The 15,072-nt window shown below is 51.6% G+C and carries 14 protein-coding genes; 7 read left to right on the top strand and 7 right to left on the bottom strand.

Annotation, left to right across the window (positions count from 1 at the left end; all coding sequences use genetic code 11):
• Nucleotides 1-398: 398 nt before the first annotated feature.
• From C7W93_RS10115 to wrbA, 3 genes are read right to left on the bottom strand one after another with little or no spacing between them, the layout of a single operon-like run.
• Nucleotides 399-1,841: an FAD-binding oxidoreductase gene (locus C7W93_RS10115; RefSeq protein ID WP_108439890.1), complete on the bottom strand. Its 1,443-nt coding sequence runs from the start codon at nt 1,839-1,841 to the stop codon at nt 399-401.
• A gap of 15 nt (nt 1,842-1,856) precedes the next feature.
• Nucleotides 1,857-2,330, bottom strand: a complete 474-nt coding sequence (locus tag C7W93_RS10110) for a DUF2069 domain-containing protein (protein ID WP_225869795.1) — start codon at nt 2,328-2,330, stop codon at nt 1,857-1,859.
• 13 nt (nt 2,331-2,343) lie between these two features.
• The gene (gene wrbA / locus C7W93_RS10105) at nt 2,344-2,976 is read right to left on the bottom strand and encodes an NAD(P)H:quinone oxidoreductase (protein ID WP_108439889.1); all 633 of its coding nucleotides are present in this window, start codon (nt 2,974-2,976) and stop codon (nt 2,344-2,346) included.
• Nucleotides 2,977-3,375: 399 nt separating this feature from the next.
• Between wrbA and C7W93_RS10100 the strand changes: the two genes are divergently transcribed.
• Nucleotides 3,376-4,653 carry a YihY family inner membrane protein gene (locus C7W93_RS10100; protein WP_108439888.1) on the top strand — a complete coding sequence of 426 codons (1,278 nt, stop codon included), beginning with the start codon at nt 3,376-3,378 and terminating at the stop codon, nt 4,651-4,653.
• A gap of 130 nt (nt 4,654-4,783) precedes the next feature.
• Here the strand turns inward: C7W93_RS10100 and C7W93_RS10095 are convergent, their stop codons facing one another.
• The 4 genes from C7W93_RS10095 to C7W93_RS10080 form a co-directional block, all read right to left on the bottom strand.
• Nucleotides 4,784-5,242 (bottom strand): DUF3761 domain-containing protein, encoded by a 459-nt coding sequence (locus C7W93_RS10095; RefSeq protein WP_108439887.1) that lies wholly within the window; start codon nt 5,240-5,242, stop codon nt 4,784-4,786.
• A gap of 286 nt (nt 5,243-5,528) precedes the next feature.
• Nucleotides 5,529-5,846: a DUF962 domain-containing protein gene (locus tag C7W93_RS10090; RefSeq protein ID WP_108439886.1), complete on the bottom strand. Its 318-nt coding sequence runs from the start codon at nt 5,844-5,846 to the stop codon at nt 5,529-5,531.
• Nucleotides 5,847-6,118: 272 nt separating this feature from the next.
• On the bottom strand, nt 6,119-6,979 hold the full coding sequence (locus tag C7W93_RS10085; RefSeq protein ID WP_108439885.1) for an alpha/beta fold hydrolase: 861 nt from the start codon (nt 6,977-6,979) through the stop codon (nt 6,119-6,121).
• Between the two features lie 13 nt (nt 6,980-6,992).
• Entirely contained in the window at nt 6,993-8,312 is a 1,320-nt protein-coding gene (locus C7W93_RS10080) for an O-acetylhomoserine aminocarboxypropyltransferase (RefSeq protein ID WP_108439884.1), read from the bottom strand.
• Between the two features lie 179 nt (nt 8,313-8,491).
• Here C7W93_RS10080 and C7W93_RS10075 point away from each other — a divergent pair, with 179 nt between their 5' ends.
• From C7W93_RS10075 to aroC, 6 genes are all read left to right on the top strand, one after another.
• Nucleotides 8,492-8,947 (top strand): CBS domain-containing protein, encoded by a 456-nt coding sequence (locus C7W93_RS10075; protein ID WP_108439883.1) that lies wholly within the window; start codon nt 8,492-8,494, stop codon nt 8,945-8,947.
• Between the two features lie 291 nt (nt 8,948-9,238).
• Nucleotides 9,239-11,134, top strand: a complete 1,896-nt coding sequence (locus C7W93_RS10070; protein WP_108439882.1) for an MFS transporter — start codon at nt 9,239-9,241, stop codon at nt 11,132-11,134.
• Nucleotides 11,134-12,219 carry a DUF2157 domain-containing protein gene (locus C7W93_RS10065; protein WP_225869875.1) on the top strand — a complete coding sequence of 362 codons (1,086 nt, stop codon included), beginning with the start codon at nt 11,134-11,136 and terminating at the stop codon, nt 12,217-12,219. The genes C7W93_RS10070 and C7W93_RS10065 overlap by 1 nt, the downstream gene beginning before the upstream one ends.
• Complete coding sequence (locus C7W93_RS10060; RefSeq protein ID WP_161539913.1) at nt 12,216-13,358, top strand: DUF4401 domain-containing protein; 1,143 nt, start codon at nt 12,216-12,218, stop codon at nt 13,356-13,358. Before C7W93_RS10065 ends, C7W93_RS10060 begins: the two co-directional genes overlap by 4 nt.
• Nucleotides 13,351-13,923 carry a GDYXXLXY domain-containing protein gene (locus C7W93_RS10055; protein WP_108439879.1) on the top strand — a complete coding sequence of 191 codons (573 nt, stop codon included), beginning with the start codon at nt 13,351-13,353 and terminating at the stop codon, nt 13,921-13,923. The genes C7W93_RS10060 and C7W93_RS10055 overlap by 8 nt, the downstream gene beginning before the upstream one ends.
• Before the next feature lie 59 nt (nt 13,924-13,982).
• Entirely contained in the window at nt 13,983-15,071 is a 1,089-nt protein-coding gene (aroC, locus tag C7W93_RS10050; protein ID WP_108439878.1) for a chorismate synthase, read from the top strand.
• Nucleotide 15,072: the final 1 nt, after the last annotated feature.

Here is a 15,072-nt window from a genome sequence, read left to right as displayed (position 1 = left end):
GAGGCCGCTATTGCGCTCACTGGCGCAAGCAGACACAGTAACGTGCAGCACAAAAGGGGCATCGCAAGAAGTGTTGAGGTCAGACGAGATTTTTGTGTGATCGACATCTTATTCCGGGCATGGTTAAGAGGCGTGTAGTAACAAAGACCATCGGAATCAGAACTGGATCGACGGCGTGTATTGTGAGGTTAACGTACCTGACCGTGTTTGGTAGACAAACGCTATGTAACGTAGTGTAAAAGGAAGGGGTACAAAAGAGGGAGGTGAAATCGCAGGCGTTAATTAAATTGCCATCATTCGTACCGGTCCAAGTCCCACCAAAATCCATTTCTTCAAGATTTTGGTCTTAAAAAGTGACTTTGTATTTGGGGCAAGGACCGGTTGTCTTCAGGATGCCATCAGATGACTTTTCCTGGATTCATTAAATTTAATGGGTCCAATGCTTGTTTGATCGTCCGCATCAGTTGCATTTCGACGGCAGATTTGTAGCGTAGTAATTCTTCTCTTTTCAACGAACCAATGCCGTGCTCGGCAGAGATCGAGCCACCGAAGGCATGTACGCTGTCATGCACCACCAGATTGATGGCGGTTTGCTGATCGAGAAACGCTTCCACGGATGCGCCAATTGCGGGGGAGACGTTGTAATGTAAATTACCGTCGCCCAAATGACCAAAAGTCACGTTGCGGCAACCGGGAAATTGCTGCTGTAATAAGCCGTCTGTCACGCTGATAAATTCGGCAATGCGAGAAATTGGAATCGAGACGTCATGTTTGATATTCTTGCCTTCCTTGGCCTGTGCCGAAGAAATGCTTTCTCGCAGTTGCCACAGCGTTTTCGATTGCGCTGAGGATGTTGCCAGCACCGCATCCTGACAAATGTCCTCTTCCAGAGCCATCGCCAGCACCGCTTCTAGCAGGTTGCTGGCATGGGCTTCGGATTCGCTGTCGGAGATTTCCATTAATACGTAATAGGGATAATGCGCAGAAAACGGAAACGTTAACTGCGGCATGTGCTTAGCCACCAATTGCAGGCACAAATCCGACATCAACTCAAACCCGGTCAATGCAGCGCCGCAGCGTCCTTGTGCCAACGTCAGTAATTGCAGCGCCTGATCCGGCGTTTGCAACGCGACGAGGGCCGTTAGCTGGGCTTTCGGCAGCGGAAATATCTTCATTACGGCAGCGGTGATGATGCCGAGCGTGCCTTCTGCGCCGATGAACAAGTCGCGTAAATCGTAGCCGGTATTGTCCTTGCGCAAGCCGCGCAGGCCATGCATGATGTCGCCTTGCGCGGTCACGACTTCCAATCCCAAACACAACTCACGGGTATTGCCGTAGCGCAGTACCGCTGTGCCCCCGGCATTCGTGGCGAGATTGCCGCCGATGGTGCAACTGCCTTCTGCGGCTAACGATAACGGCAACAAACGATCGGCTGCGAAAGCGGCCTCTTGAACGTTCTGCAAGATGCAGCCAGCTTCGACTGTAATGGTATGGTTGATCGGGTCAATGGCGCGGACCTGATTGAGGCGAGCTAAGGACAACACAATCGCATTGCCTCTGCTGTCCGGTACGCTGCCCAAAACGAGGCCGGTGTTGCCTCCTTGCGGGACCAGCGGAACCTTGAATTGATTGCATAGCTTCACGATGGCGGCAACTTCTGCGGTGTTGCCGGGTTTGACTACTGCGATGGCAGCGCCAGTGAAACGCTGGCGCTGGTCGGTTAAAAATGCAGATTTGTCGGCGGCATTGGTAAGGACATTTGGGCTACCGACAACCTTTTCGCAGCCTTGCAGAAAATCAGTTACGTCAGCTAAGTGTGTTGCGTCAATTGAAATAGTCATAGAGGAAAATAGTCATTATCTTGAGCGGGAGGCTTTTTCAATTGCTTCTTTAGTCGCTGCTTTGGCGGCCTTTTTATAGGGCTGTAAATACATGATCGAACACACAAAGTAGATACAGGTTAACGCTACTTCACCCCATCCGAGCATGGCGGACAGATGATTGCTGTCGCTAGTAGCGCGCACGATGCCTTCGGCGAAATAGATCAATATCAGCATCGACGACCATTGCATCGTATAAATATCGCGTTTCAACACCCCGCGTAACGGCAGCAGCAACGGCAATACTTTTAGCACCATCCACGATCCTCCCGGACGCAATGGTGCCAGAAATAATTCCCAGGCGACGCATAGAACAATCAGCGCCAACAAACTACCGGCCGCGCCGAAATAGAGCCAGAGCGGCGGTTTTGGGCGAACCGGAACCTGGGTCTTGAACGCGGTTGGTGTGGATGTATTGGCAGCCATCTTTTTTATCCCGTCTTTTTTCATCTCATTTCCCCTTTTATACAGCTTGGAGTTTGCGTGCGGTTTCGGCCAGGCGCTTGCCCTGGGCGATGGCGAGTGTGCGGCTTTCGGCTGAGATCGGATGGCTGCCGTTCATGCCCGACCAGTGGCTGGCACCGTACGGTGTGCCGCCGCTGCTGGTGGTCATCAGTTCCGGTAAGGTATATGGCAAGCCCATGACTAACATACCGTGATGCAGCATTGGCGTCATCATTGACATCAGTGTAGTCTCCTGACCGCCATGCAGACTGCCGGTGGACGTAAATACACAGCCCGGTTTACCAGCCAGTGCGCCGCCCAGCCATTGCGCAGTGGTGCCGTCCCAAAAATACTTGAGCGCTGAGGCCATATTGCCGAAACGGGTTGGAGAGCCCAGCGCTAATCCTGCGCATTCTTCTAAATCCTCTAATTCGACGTAGGGCGCACCCTCTGTCGGGATAGTTGCTTCAGTCGCTTCGGTAACGGCAGATACAGCCGGAACGGTGCGTAAACGGGCTTCGCAGCCGGGGGTAGCGTCGATCCCTTGCGCGATCAGTTCGGCAAGTTTTCGGGTTGATCCATGGCGCGAATAATACAAAACCAAAATGATGATTTTGGCGGTGCTTTTGTGGGATTGGGAAGATAGGCTCATAGGTTGTTATTATAGGGCGCTTTAGCCTCACTTTACGTGGTGCTTTTAGCAGCTAAAAGCATGTACGAAGTTTGTCTATTTTTTTATCGCGATCATCCAGACCAAAACCGGGAAGCCACAGATGACTGTCCCGTTGGCCTCATTAGTCGTCATCTCGGCCGCGCTGCAGAGAGAAACTGACCTTGTCGGCACGCCGTGCCAAGTTCCTTGTTGCAACTATTTTGCATAAGCCTTGTCAGTAAGCCCTCGCAGTAAGTAAAGTCCGCATAACTGTTTAGTCGTCATTGCCGCTCCTTGCCAACTGGTCCTGCTGTCTGGATCAGGGAGGTTGGTTAAAAAAGTTATGCCGTCTTGCTTAAGCTTCATAAATTTAAGCTTTATAAGCCACAAAATAAAAATATGTTTTCATTTAAATTTTCCCGTTTGCGTGGTTTGTCATGGACTGAACTGGGCGACCTGTTTCGTTTTGCCGGACGTCGCCTGAGCGAAGAGCGCTTGCCGCAAGTCGCTGGCAGTTTGACTTTCATGACGATTTTGGCGCTGGTGCCGATGGTAACTATTGCGCTGGCGATTTTTACCGCGTTCCCGCTGTTCAGTACTTTTCGGGCATCGCTAGAGGCTTACTTCGTGCATAACCTGATGCCGAAGGGGATCGCCAACACTATTCTCGATAATTTGAATCAATTTGCTAGTAAATCAGCGCGATTGTCGGCTGTTGGCGGTGTCGCGCTGATCGTCACGACTGGCATGACAATGTCGACCGTGGATCAGGTGTTTAATAGTATTTGGCGGGTAAAAACCCAACGGCCATTGATTCAACGTGCGTTGGTGTATTGGTCGCTGGTGACATTGGGACCGTTGTTAATCGGTATCTCGATTTCAGTGACTTCGTATCTGACCGAGGCCACCAACGGGCTAGTCATCAGCTGGCTGGGTAGCTGGTTTTATACGGCGGTGTCGGTGTCGTTGACGACGGCGGCATTTACGTTGCTGTATATCGTGGTGCCGAATCGATTGGTTGATTGGCGCGACGCGATCTGGGGTGGTCTGCTGGCGGGTATTGCATTTGAAGTTGCCAAGCGGTTTTTTGCGGCCTATGTCATTAAATTTCCAACTTATACCGTTATTTACGGGGCCTTAGCTGCATTGCCAATTTTTTTGTTGTGGATTTACATGTTGTGGATGATCACACTGGTGGGGGCGTTGGTGGTCGCCGCGCTGCCGGTCATTAAGTATGAGCGCTGGTGGCATTTGCCTACCCCCGGTAGTGCGTTCGTCGATGCGATGGCGGTTTTGCGGGTTTTGCATAAGGCGCGTCACGCTGATGCCTCTTCTGCTGTCAGTGCGAACCAGATTCGACGGGCGACGCGGCTGGGGTTTGATGAGTCAGAAAATTTACTCCAGCAAATGTTGGACGTCGGTTGGGTTGGTCGCATAACAACCGTGCTACCAAAACGCTTGCGCTGGAACCGCCACGCGATATCCAATATGGATCGATGGACTTTGCTGGTGAATCCCGATAATTTGAAATTGGCCGAGATTTATCGTCTGTTTGTGTTTAATACGGCGGCAAACGCGATTGAAGTGTCGCCTCTGGCGAAGCAGGTAGAAGAAGTCATTGAAACGGGATTGGACCAATCGCTGGCAATGTATTTAAGCCAGACTCAGCCAACATAAATCAGCCCAGTATCACTGAATAAGCTGAGTAAGTCGCTTCAAGCGGCTTAGCCGACGCGACTAGTCGAATGTAAAAGCGCCCCGACATGCGGGGCGCTTTTTTGGATCAACTTATGAATTTCAAAGCAAATTAAGAGCAAGCCTTGCCATGATCAGCATGGTTGCCTGCGGTTTTGGCCGCAGCTTCTGTCATGTATTCGCCAGCTTTAGTTTTTCCGTACCATTTCGAGCCGCTGCAATGGTAAGTCTTTGAGCTGGTGTTGACCCATACTTTGCCAGCACCGCCGCCTGCGGCTTGTTTTGCGGCAGGCGTTTCAGCAGGGGCTTTCATGGCTGAAACCGAAGCTGCTGGCGCGGCTGCGGCTGGTGCAGCAGCAGGGGCTGCCGCTGCTGCTTTGCCGTACCAATCTTTCACGCCGCCATGTTTTGAGCAAGCGCCCTTATTTGTTGCAGCTGAGGAGTAAGAGCCATCCTTACAAACTCCAGTTGACCCTGCCGGTGCTGCAGCGGGCGCCGCAGTTTGTGCAAACCCGCTGGCAGAAAAGGTGAGTCCTGCAGCCAAAGCGATCATCGCGAGTGTAATTTTCATCGTATTTCTCCAGAAGTTGTTGGAATGCCAATCAAAATAATATTGCTACAGGACATACATTGATAGAACGTAAGTACAACGCTAATTGCAGGTGATGCAGTATCGTTTTCGGTTATTTTGCGGATAACTGCGCCTACCTAGCCCTTAACGACTATCAGCGCAGTTTGGAGGACGGGAATAATGAAAAAAAAACAATTTATTTTATGCATTGGCTTAAATACGCGATTTTTCAGCGGATTAGCGCCTCATTTCATCTTTATTTGGACGCAAACAGCTGGTTTTTCGCTCAAAAAGATATTTTTCCTTCGAGCATTTGTTTATACATCATCCAATCTCCCATCAGCGAATAGAGCGGCTGTTGAAAGGTCGCTGGCCGATTTTTTTCATAGACAAAATGGCCGACCCACGCAAAACCGTAGCCGCAAAGAATCGCGGCTAAGAGCCACCAAAAATTACCGGTCAATACCAGCATGATCAGCGCTAAAAGGGCCAATGTTGATCCGATGAAATGCAGGCGACGGCAAGTGCGATTGGCGTGTTGGGCTAGATAGGTGGGATAAAACTCAGCGAAGGAAGCGACTTTTTTTCCTGTTTGGGTAGACATTCACATCTCCTCAAGGCGTTTATTCTTTCGGCTTTTAACTGTGCTGGCGAAGAGTTTAGTGCGTTTTAAGCGCCACGCGTTTTAAATATTGCATGACCGCACCAATCCAGGCGCTGGCAGCACGCGATATGACGTTAGGCGATCGCTAGCGCATGCTGGCTTGATCGGGCTAAAGACGATATGGCCCATGATGCAGCAAAGATGGGCCAGATGTAAAAATGATTGCAATACTGCAATCATTTTTTGTGCGGTCCACGCTGTGTTTATTTTGCTTATTCAATGCTGGTCGCGAAACTGAATAAATGATCCAACACCGCATCGGGTTGCTCTGCCATTAACGCATGGCCGCTATCGATCAGCGTGACTTTTGCTTCTGGCATGGCGTTAATCAACGTAGTAGCCGCTTTTGGAGGCGTCATGACATCACGCTTTCCTAGCAGGAATAGTGTCGGACAACGGATCCTCTGGGCTGCAGCCTCACCACTCTGATAGGTATTACAGGCCACAAAATCGCTATGAAAAACGCTGTCTGCATTTGCCTGCTTTGCCGGATTGTGCTGATCTAATTGCGTCAAACGCGCCATCAGACGTTGACTGCCGCCTAATACGTAGAAACCGGGGCCGGGGCTGGATGGTTTTTGGACGAAACCGGTATGCGACCATTTATTCACCATCGCGATGGCGGCCGGTTGATCGTAGTTGGCGGCATCCAGCAGCGCCTCGGATACTTTCATCGGATAGGCGCTGCCGACCATCGCTATGCCGCTAATGGTGATATCCGTGCTATCGGTCAGCGAACTATAGGTGCGGGCGGCGGTTTCCAATGCGATTAGCGAACCCATGCTGTGGCCGATCAACAGCGCCTTGCTGACACCCGCAGCAAAGAGCAGGGCTAGCAGCCAGCCAGACATCGCTTCCACTGTCTGTAGCGGCGCGCCCTGACTGCGTCCATGGCCCGGCAAATCGACCGCGAGGACGCTAAATCCATGGTGCGCAAAATAGCGTGTTTGCAAAATCCAGACTGAATGGTCATTTTGTGCGCCGTGGATAAATACCACCGTTGGAAGCGTGATGTCGAAAGGTTTGCCACCGGTATAGCAATAGGCATCATGGCCTTGAACGTTCACTAGCATTGTGAGCCTCCTTTTAGGCTGATTTTGGAGCGCGTTGGGCCATTTTTAAGCCGTAAGCCAAATCTTCAATCAGATCGGCCACATTTTCTAGTCCTACTGATAAGCGCAGCGTACCTTCGCCTATTCCCGAGGCGGCAAGTTGATCTGCTGGCACGCGGAAATGGGTGGTCGAAGCAGGGTGAATGACCAGCGATTTGGCATCGCCAACGTTGGCCAGATGAGAAAATATTTTTAACGATTCGACCATGCGTATACCTGCTGCGCGATCTCCTTTCAAATTGAAGGAGAACACCGCCCCGCAGCCTTTGGGAAGCAGGTGTTTGGCTAGCGCATAGTCGGGATGGGAGGACAGTTCCGGGTAAGAAACCGATTCTACCGCGTCGTGCTGCATCAAAAAATCGACGACGGCGCGCGCGTTGGCGACATGCTTTTCCATCCGCAGGGCCAAGGTTTCGACCCCTTGCAAAATGGCAAAGGCATTATGCGGACTCATGGCTGCGCCAAAGTCGCGTAAGCCTTCTCGACGGGCTCGCAAGGAAAACGCGGCAACGGTCGATTCCTCAGCAAAAACCATCCCATGAAAGCCGTCATAGGGCGCGCATAATTCGCCGAAATGACCGGTTTTATCGAAAGCTTGTTGCCAATCGAAAGTGCCGCCATCCACCAGCAGGCCGCCGATAGCGGTGCCGTGGCCGCAGAGAAATTTGGTTGCTGAGTGATAGACCAGATCTGCGCCATGATCGAACGGGCGCAGCAAATACGGCGTGGTGAAGGTGGAATCGACGAATAGCGGCAAATAGTGCTCATGTGCCAGTGCTGCGATGCTGGGAATATCCAGTACGTCGAGGCCGGGATTGCCCAGCGTCTCGCCAAATAAGACTTTGGTATTCGGTTGAATCGCCGCACGCCAGGCATCCAGATCGCGAGGATCGACGAAGGTGGTGCTGATGCCGAAGCGTTTTAAGGTATAAGCCAGCAGGTTGTGCGAACCGCCGTACAGTGCCCGCGACGCGACGATATGCGATCCGGCCCCGGCAATGGTCGCCAGTCCCAGATGCAGCGCGGCCTGACCACTGGCAACCGCAATCCCCGCCACGCCGCCTTCGAGCGCGGCGATACGTTCTTCTAATACGGCGTTGGTCGGGTTTGAGATGCGCGAATAGACGTGACCGGCGCGCTCCATATTAAATAGCGACGCGGCATGGTCGGAATCTTTGAATACGAAGGCTGAACTGAGATAAATCGGTGTCGCTCTGGCCCCTGTGGTGGGATCGGGGACAGCGCCAGCGTGGAGTGATAAAGTATCAAAACCGGGGGATTTTGGCGTGCTCATGAAGACGGTTTCTCCTATCAATCGGCGTGGTTTAATATTGGATGAGAACGGTTTCTTAAGGTTGATGCAACAGTCTGTGTAAATGTTGAATTTCCCGTGGGGCAGTCAGTGCTAGATTTTTCGACTGGCTTAAGCTACATTCTAGATACAAGCATAACAAGCAAAGGCAGGATGACCCAATGAAAGTTTCTGAGATACTTAAAGTCAAAGGCAACATCCTCTATACGGTGACACCGGAAACGCCGCTATTAGACGCTACGAATGTGATGGCCGAAAAAGATATCGGGTCGCTGGTCGTAATGGAATTTGGCACGTTGGTCGGGATGTTGACTTTCCGTGAGGTGTTGAAGGCGGTGCATGAGAATGGTGGGGTGGTGGGGACTAACACTGTTCGTAAGCATATGGACGATAGTCCGATTACGATTACGCCGGATACTGAGGTTAATGAAGTACGGCGGATTATGCTGGAACGCCATGCGCGGTATGTGCCTGTAATGGATGCTAAAACGTTGCTTGGTGTGATGTCGTTTTATGATGTTGCTAAGGCTGTTTTGGATGCGCAGGGGTTTGAGAATAAGATGTTGAAGGCGTATATTCGGGATTGGCCTTCTAGTAGCGCATCGCCAGACGATTAAGTCGGTTTTTTTGTGGTGGTGCGATGTTTGCTGGGGGAGTGCTGAGATTAAGACCGTTTGTGGCAAATATTTGCTGTGAGCGGTTTTTTTATATATGTTGCGTTGGTTAGGGTTGTTGTTAGTTGAAACGGGTTTTTCTCCGTAGAGGCTTTATCGGGCTACCTCCGACAAAGCCTCTACGGAGCACAAACCGTTTCAATTACAAACAAACCGAACTACACCAAACAAACCAAAATCCACCCTCTTTTCTCGTACAATTGCCAACGTCGTAATCTCCCCACCCCGACCCTCATGCAACCATCCAGCCGACCAAATCAATTCTCGCTCCTGCGCCAACGCCGCTTCGCGCCATTTTTCTGGACGCAATTTTTCGGCGCTTTCAACGACAATGTCTTCAAGACAGCACTGTTAACAATCCTGACCTATGACGCACTAAGCTGGACCACAATGGACCCCGGCTTCCTGAATAATCTGATTCCCGGTTTGTTTATATTGCCATTCGTATTGTTCTCCGCGACATCCGGCCAATTCGCCGACAAATTCGAAAAATCCCGCATTGCCCGTTACGTAAAAGTGCTGGAAATCGCCATCATGTCAATGGCAGCGCTAGGTTGGATGACGCACACCCTCTGGCTGCTGATTGCCGCAGTAGTCGGCACGGGACTACATTCAACCCTATTCGGCCCGGTGAAATACGCCTATCTCCCGCAACAACTACACAAAGACGAACTGATCGGTGGCAATGGCGTGATCGAAATGGGTACTTTCGTCGGCATTCTGCTCGGCGAAATTCTAGGCGCCGTGTTAGTCGTACACAAACCATGGGGAATCGAATTGGTTGCAGGCGGCACGATTTTTATCGCCATCGTTGGCTGGTTTTTTAGCCGTGGCATACCCCTAACACCCGCACCCGAACCAACTTTAAAAATCAATTGGAATCCGATTACTGAAACTGCCCGAAATCTACGTTTCTCGCGCCAAAATCGGCCAGTATTTCTGGCAATGTTAGGCAATTCCTGGTTCTGGTTTTATGGTGCCATTATGCTGGCCCAGTTTCCCCTCTACGCAAAAAACTATCTACACGGCGATCACAGTGTTTTTGTTCTCTTGCTGACGATATTTTCACTCGGCGTCGGTGTCGGATCGCTGCTGTGTGAACGCCTATCGGGCCACAAAGTGGAAATTGGACTAGTCCCGTTTGGGGCGATTGGGTTGTCGGTATTTGGAGTTGAGTTGTTTCTGGCAAGTCAAAGCTATACCAACACGACGATGGTGGATTTTTTAGGCTTTTTTGCGCAGCACGGTAGCGGACGAATTTTGTTTGCCTGCCTAATGATCGGCTTATTCGGAGGTTTGTATATCGTTCCGTTATTCGCCGTCATTCAGACCCGTTCCGATCCTGCGCATCTGTCGCGCACGATTGCCGGGATGAATATCATGAACGCTTTGTTCATGGTGGTCGCTGCGTTGGTGGCGATGGTGTTGCTAAAAATGGGCCTTACGATTCCGCAGATTTTTATGGTCACGGCAATTCTGAACGCCATCGTCGCCATCTATATTTTCTCCGTCGTACCAGAATATCTGGTGCGGTTTATGGCCTGGATATTGATACATACCATTCACCGCATCCGGACAGTTGATATCAGCAGAATTCCAGAAACAGGCGCTGCGGTGCTGGTGTGCAATCACGTCAGCTACGTCGATGCGATCGTCATCATGGCAGCTAGCCCTCGACCGATCCGGTTTGTCATGGATCACCGAATTTTTAAGATACCTGTGCTGGCGTGGTTGTTTAGAAACAGCAAAGCCATCCCGATTGCTACAGCGAAAGAAAATCCTGCGTTGATGGAAAAAGGCTTTGCCGACATCGCGGCGGCGCTGGAAGATGGCGATTTGGTGTGTATCTTCCCAGAAGGAAAATTGACGGTTAACGGTGACATTAGCGCTTTCCGCAGTGGAATCAAAAAGATTGTCGAGCGCACGCCAGTGCCGGTTATTCCGATGGCATTGCGGGGTCTCTGGGGCAGCATGTTGACGCATAGCGATGGCAATCCTTTTGGCCGCTCATTCAGACGTGGACCGCTATCGGTGCTGGAGTTGGCCGTAGGGAAATCGGTCGCCCCAGCGGATGCAACGCCGGAATACTTACAGCAGAGAGTTCAGGATTTACGCGGTGAATGGAAGTGATGATGCCGTTAGCGGGTCAGAGTGAACAAACGCCTTTAGCTAGCCAGTCGCCCGTCGCGTCATCGTTACGTCCGGTGATTACGCATTGGCTGCAAGAAAAGCAGCTATCGCCTAGCGCCGCCGAACGCGCATTGCAGTTGTCGGGGGATTTGCCGACCAGCGCAGATTGGAAGCGGTTTCTGACGACCGTTTTTTTGTTTAGCGGCGCCTTGTTTCTGGTCGCTGGCGTGATATTTTTCTTCGCGTTTAACTGGCAGGCATTGCCGCGCATCGCTAAATTTAGTTTGCTGCAAGGCGTTTTGATTATCGCTGCATTGCTAGCCCGCCATTTCACGCTCGACACTTTGAAGGGACAGGTCGCTTTGCTGGCGGCGATGCTGTTATGCGGCGCATTGCTGGCCTATTTCGGTCAGACCTATCAAACCGGTGCCGACCCTTATCAACTATTTGTGACATGGAGTATTTTGATTTTTCCGTGGGTACTCGTCTCACGGCTTAATACGGCGTGGTGTCTTTGGTTAGGGTTGCTGAATCTGGGATTACTGCTTTATCTGGAGCGCGTAACGCTCGGATTTTTCGATCTGCTGGAGCTTGGTAACCGTTTGCCATTGTCGCTATTTGGACTCAATCTGGTGGTATGGGGAGGTGCGGAAATCATCTTGCATCGTAGCCATCCGCGGTCAGAAGTTGCAGCCAATCTCAACAGATATCGCCACTTTATTCGTTTCGCCGGATTGCTTTTGTTGGCGGTGCTGACGGTCGGTATTTTATCGTTCATTATTTTGCCGAAATACTTCGCTGATCGCTCAATCATGCCGCGCGTAAGTTCTATCGCGATGCTGGTCGTGTTGGCAGGATTTTTCTTGCTATATCGCAGGCGTCGCGATTTATTGCTATTGACGGGCAGTTGTCTGGCATTGATCACGATAGGCGCAGCGCAATTGATTGTCATGTTTTTTTCCGGCGGGTTTAACTGGCTTGTCGGCTTCATGATTGTTGGTTTGTTTTTAGTCAGCGCGTCTACTGCTGCGGCGCTGTGGTTGCGCAACCTGCAACGTGGATGGCAAAAAGAAGGCTTGGCATGAAGAACGAAGCGACCTTGCAAAAAGGACCTATAAGTGCCGTTGCGCGTGAGGGACCATCTTTGCTATGGCAACAACTACATGCAGACGGTTATGTCGATGCGGAACATGCGCCGCCCTCAGTCATAGAGGCGGCGGCTTCGCCCTGGTATGTGCGCGTGATGTTAGGTATTTGCGGTGGCGTCGGCGCTTTATTTTTGTTGGCTTTTTTTAGTATTTTTTTAGTCGATCATTTGATGCGCGAAGATGCCACTTTGATCACCGCCGGACTGATTTTGGTCGGATGCGCGGCGCTCATCTATCGACTGAGTACAAAGGGCGCAGCGCAAGACTTGCGGCAACAATTTGCGCTGGCCCTCAGTCTGGCCGGACAAGGCATGGCGGGTTTCTGGCTATTTGCAACGTATGGCGGCAATGTCGCGTGGCCTTTCTTCGGCATCGCGCTATGTCAGTTGTTGTTGATTGTGCTGGTGCCAAATTTTTTACACAGAGTGCTAAGCACGGTCTTTTCATTGCTGGCATTACATATTGGCTGCCTGATGTTGCTGGGGCCTAGCCCGGCGCTGCCGATTTGCGCCGGTTTGGCAGCATTATTCTGGTTGGATGAGTCCAACTTGCAAAGGCGATTGCCGCAGGCATTTTTGCCGATTGCAGTGGGGTTGACGCTGGCGCTGCTCTCTCTGGCGCTGACGTCGGTCTGGTTCCCCTATTCTTTGCTGGTGGAAGTCGGCGCTGATCATCGCTCTGATGGTTTGGGCGATAGTCTGTATCGCTGGCTATATTTGCTCGATCCGGTGGTGGTCGGCTTGATATTTTTGTCGCTGGTGCTGCAGTTGACATCATCATTGACGTTTGGGCGGCGCTGCGCAGCGTTGGTCGTTGCCCTGATATTGGCTGTTCTTGGCGGATGGGTTATCGGGCTGGTGCTGGGGGCGATGTTGATGCTGCTGGGATTTGCCCGTGGGCGGCACATGTTAACGTCGCTTGGCATTGTTGCGTCGTTAGGGTATTTGTCGTGGTTTTATTACGCGTTGGAATGGACTTTGCTGATTAAATCAATTGGGTTGATGCTGTTGGGGGCTGCTTTATTGTCAGGCTATTTCATCCTTGGTCGCCTGTCTACGGAGATCAAACATGCTTGATCGCAGCACGGTAAAACATAATCGCGGCGGCTTGATCGTTATTGGCTTAATGCTGATTCTGGCGGCGATTAATCAAGCTATCTGGCATAAAGAACAGGTTCTCTCCACTGGCCGCAGCGTATCGCTGGCGATGGCGCCGGTCGATCCGCGCTCGTTGATGCAGGGCGATTACATGGCGCTGGATTGGCAATTGTCGCGCGATATTCAAGCGGCTAGCGAGACTTTGCCAGAGTCGGGCAAGGCGGTATTGTCGGTGCCAGACAATTCGCCAGCAACATTTCTGCGCCTTGACAATGGAAAGCCGTTGGCAGCGGACGAAGCGCTGATCGAATATCGGGTGCGCAACGGTCGCATAAAAGTGGTTTCCGATGCGTATTTCTTTCAGGAAGGTCAGGGAGGGGCGTTTGAAGCGGCGCGTTATGGCCAGTTTCGGGTTGCGCCCGATGGGCAGGCATTATTGATCGGTTTGCAGGATGAACAGATGAAGAGCATCCAGCCAAGCGATGTATCGATAAAAACCTCGCCAAAAATGATGGAAAAGGCCCCAGAACCGGTCCCCGACTAACTGTAGCCCGACGTGCACTGGTAAAATTGCTGCTTCCCGCCTATTTAATCAGGATCATCATGCCCGGCAATACCTTTGGCTCGCTATTTACCGTTACCAATTTTGGCGAATCCCACGGCCCGGCGATTGGCTGCGTCGTAGATGGATGTCCTCCCGGTCTGGAATTATCGGAAGCCGATATTCAGCCGGATCTGGATCGCCGCAAGCCCGGCACATCCCGCCACGTTACGCAGCGGCAAGAACCGGACACGGTGGAGATTCTGTCCGGCGTCTATGAAGGCAAGACTACCGGCACGCCAATTATGTTGTTGATTCGCAATCAAGATCAACGCAGCAAGGATTACGGCAATATTGTCGAGACTTTCCGTCCCGGTCACGCCGATTACACGTATTGGCAAAAATACGGTATTCGCGATCCACGCGGCGGCGGTCGTTCTTCGGCACGTTTGACGGCGCCGACAGTGGCGGCGGCAGCGATTGCCAAAAAATGGTTATTACAGCAATACGGCACGACTTTTTATGGTGGTATGGGCCAGCTTGGTGAAATTCCGATTGCGTTCGAATCGTGGGAACACGTCCGCGAAAACCCGTTTTTTGCCCCGAATACCAGCCAAATCGCCGAATTGGAAGCGTATATGGATGCGTTACGCAAAGACGGCGATTCGTGCGGTGCGCGGATTAATGTCGTCGCCACCAATGTGCCGGTCGGACTGGGTGAGCCGTTGTATGACCGACTCGACGCTGATATTGCCTACGCAATGATGGGTATCAATGCTGTCAAAGCGGTTGAAATCGGTGCCGGTTTCGAGTCAGTAGTGCAAAAAGGCTCGGTCCATGGCGATGAAATCACGCCAGAAGGATTCTTGACGAATAACGCTGGCGGTATTTTGGGTGGAATTTCGACAGGACAGGATATTACGGTGACGATTGCCATCAAGCCGACCTCCAGCATCCGCACGCCACGCAAGTCTATCGACAAGCAAGGCACGCCGACTATCGTAGAAACATTTGGTCGTCACGATCCTTGCGTGGGTATTCGGGCGACGCCGATTGCCGAGGCAATGCTGGCCTTGGTGCTGATGGATCACGCATTACGCCATCGTGCCCAATGTGGCGATGTGAAAGTGGCGCGGCTGGTTGCTCCGTAGT

The organism is Glaciimonas sp. PCH181 (genome assembly GCF_003056055.1).
Taxonomy (GTDB): Bacteria; Pseudomonadota; Gammaproteobacteria; order Burkholderiales; family Burkholderiaceae_D; genus Glaciimonas.
This window is presented reverse-complemented; position numbering and strand designations above follow the sequence as displayed.

Coding starts and splice junctions, on each gene's coding strand:
- C7W93_RS10115 (WP_108439890.1), bottom strand. CDS start 1,841: ATGACTATTTCAATTGACGCAACACACTTAGCTGACGTAACTGATTTT.
- C7W93_RS10110 (WP_225869795.1), bottom strand. CDS start 2,330: ATGAAAAAAGACGGGATAAAAAAGATGGCTGCCAATACATCCACACCA.
- wrbA (WP_108439889.1), bottom strand. CDS start 2,976: ATGAGCCTATCTTCCCAATCCCACAAAAGCACCGCCAAAATCATCATT.
- C7W93_RS10100 (WP_108439888.1), top strand. CDS start 3,376: ATGTTTTCATTTAAATTTTCCCGTTTGCGTGGTTTGTCATGGACTGAA.
- C7W93_RS10095 (WP_108439887.1), bottom strand. CDS start 5,242: ATGAAAATTACACTCGCGATGATCGCTTTGGCTGCAGGACTCACCTTT.
- C7W93_RS10090 (WP_108439886.1), bottom strand. CDS start 5,846: ATGTCTACCCAAACAGGAAAAAAAGTCGCTTCCTTCGCTGAGTTTTAT.
- C7W93_RS10085 (WP_108439885.1), bottom strand. CDS start 6,979: ATGCTAGTGAACGTTCAAGGCCATGATGCCTATTGCTATACCGGTGGC.
- C7W93_RS10080 (WP_108439884.1), bottom strand. CDS start 8,312: ATGAGCACGCCAAAATCCCCCGGTTTTGATACTTTATCACTCCACGCT.
- C7W93_RS10075 (WP_108439883.1), top strand. CDS start 8,492: ATGAAAGTTTCTGAGATACTTAAAGTCAAAGGCAACATCCTCTATACG.
- C7W93_RS10070 (WP_108439882.1), top strand. CDS start 9,239: ATGCAACCATCCAGCCGACCAAATCAATTCTCGCTCCTGCGCCAACGC.
- C7W93_RS10065 (WP_225869875.1), top strand. CDS start 11,134: ATGATGCCGTTAGCGGGTCAGAGTGAACAAACGCCTTTAGCTAGCCAG.
- C7W93_RS10060 (WP_161539913.1), top strand. CDS start 12,216: ATGAAGAACGAAGCGACCTTGCAAAAAGGACCTATAAGTGCCGTTGCG.
- C7W93_RS10055 (WP_108439879.1), top strand. CDS start 13,351: ATGCTTGATCGCAGCACGGTAAAACATAATCGCGGCGGCTTGATCGTT.
- aroC (WP_108439878.1), top strand. CDS start 13,983: ATGCCCGGCAATACCTTTGGCTCGCTATTTACCGTTACCAATTTTGGC.